The 2,131-nt window shown below is 37.8% G+C and carries 1 protein-coding gene and 1 pseudogene; both read right to left on the reverse strand.

The window, feature by feature from the left end; translation table 11 throughout:
* Nucleotides 1-209 precede the first annotated feature (209 nt).
* Nucleotides 210-1,340, reverse strand: a complete 1,131-nt coding sequence (locus tag BKL51_RS10915) for a WD40 repeat domain-containing protein (protein WP_077466694.1) — start codon at nucleotides 1,338-1,340, stop codon at nucleotides 210-212.
* A 9-nt stretch (nucleotides 1,341-1,349) separates the two neighbouring features.
* Nucleotides 1,350-2,131 (reverse strand): annotated as a pseudogene (locus BKL51_RS10920) (hypothetical protein); the annotation flags it as partial.

Genomic DNA, 2,131 nt, shown 5'->3' on the forward strand with positions numbered 1-2,131 from the left:
AGGCGGTGTTGAATGTAATCATGTAGCAGAAAATCAAAATAATCTTTGAGCACAATCGGATCATAAAAGCGGAAATAAGGCAGGCGACCGTCATAGATATTAGTATAAATGAATTTTTTAAAATTAATAACGTCCAAATTTTGAATCATACAAAACTTTCGTTTAAAAAAGTGCGGTCAAAACGCCCTTATTTTCAACCGCACTTTTAATTAATCCGCCACCCAGATTTTTTCTAGCTCTTTTGTCTCAGGGTGATATTTATAGACATTAATTCCGCCTCGCCCGTATTGCCCTGTAACGAGAATATTGGCTTTATAAGCGGAGGCAATGCTTAAATTTCCTCTTGATATTTCAGGGTTATTGCCTATTTCTACATAGGCTTTTATCCAAGGATCACCTGTTGTATAAAGTAATGCAAGTTCATCGTTACTATTAGGTAAAAGAATAAAATCTTTCTCTGTAACAAAGGCAACAGCCGAAATATCAGAACGAGTTATTTGTTTGTCTTTAAATTTTTCTGGAATAGGTAGCAACTTACTTTTATCTTTCCCCTTAATTCCTTTCCGAAAAAGTCCGTATATATCTGCTAAATTAGATCTTTGATGAGGATCTGATAGTAACCATATGTAACGTTTCCCATTTCCCCCGCCTGTTACAATCCATTTTCCATCAGGGCTAATAATACCTGATGTTGCCCCCTGATTCCCCCATAAACGTGCAATTGGCTTTAATGTTGTTTTATCCCATAAAGTTACACCTTGATAACTATCTTTTTTATACCTATCAGGATTTATAGGATTAGCCGTTAGTTTGGTTTGGGCTGGAGGAGAATCTCTTACGGTTATTGTGTCTCCTACAGAAAGCAGATAATTTCCTACAAGAGAAAAGGTATAAGGCTGACTAGGGCTAATCGGCGCATCGGTGTAAATCGGCACTAAATCTTTCCCATGTCCTTTATAAAATTTTCCCCATTCATCTGCGGACAAGTAGAAGGATTTATCAGCCGACATAATTTGTCCTTCCGTCTTAAAGTGAGGAAATTGTAAAACTTCTTTGCCCTCAACATTTTGGATATGTACCAGATTATTGCTATCCTGCCACATAAACTCATGACTATCCGGAATAAAATAAGCACTATAAGAAAAGGCGTTATCAGACAAATGTTTTTTCTCTTTCTTTTGAATATCCCATAGAAACAGCTTTCCACCTCGATGTGCGCTAATCACATAACGCCCGTCACTGGATACGCCTAATGAATGCACGGGAGGTTGTTGATTGGCACAGGCGGAAAGTATGCTTAACAAAAAAATGTTGATAAATAATTTAATCACTCTTTTCATTGACTCCTCCTAATAACGCCCAAATTTTGAATTACGTTTAATTCTATCAATAATGAGTTTTTTATAACTTTCCGAATAAATGAGAGGAAATACTTTATTCTTATCTAGCATTCCGACCCATTCATACTCCCATTCCCGCATGGCGGAGTGGGTAATAAAATATGGGCGTTGTTTATCCGGATTTTTTGTGTCTCCATCTATAAACTGCGATTCCTTGGCTGTTTGAGGGAGGAATGCTATTCTATCTTCATCACTCATTTCACTAATAAAGGGATCAAAATATAATTTTTTATCATTTTTACTCAAGCTGCCTTTCACATTTCTTCCCTGCACTGAATACAAATCCCCCCTTGCTCCTAACGGCGGTCGAATATCCATATTAATTTGTTGCCAATCATGCACAAGGGTATAAGACAAAATCTCAATAATATGCTCTAACACTGCCTTTTGAATCGGGTCGTCTTTTTTAAACCGTCTAAAACAGCTCCAAGGGCGTAAATAATAAATCTCATCGGAAATCCCGCCGTGTTTTGACAGTTTTTCCGCTTCCGCCTCGACGGCTTGACGAATACGTGTCTGGTTTAATGCGTTTCGTTGAATATTGTCACAGATAAATTCCCGTTGACGGCTATCGGTCACATCCCGACACTCGTATTTATCTTTTAACTTTTCAATGCGGATATATTCATCGGAAATTTCCCTTGTCAATCCCTGTTCATAGGCATCGGCGGATTTACTGCTCGGTTTATTGATACCGAATGTCGCGCTATTGTCAAACATCGTAATCGTAA

Origin of the sequence: Rodentibacter sp. Ppn85, from assembly GCF_001999335.1 — a bacterium.
Lineage (GTDB): Bacteria > Pseudomonadota > Gammaproteobacteria > Enterobacterales > Pasteurellaceae > Rodentibacter.

Excerpts from the sequence above, each read along its gene's own strand:
- BKL51_RS10915 (WP_077466694.1), bottom strand. The coding sequence starts at position 1,340 with ATGAAAAGAGTGATTAAATTATTTATCAACATTTTTTTGTTAAGCATA.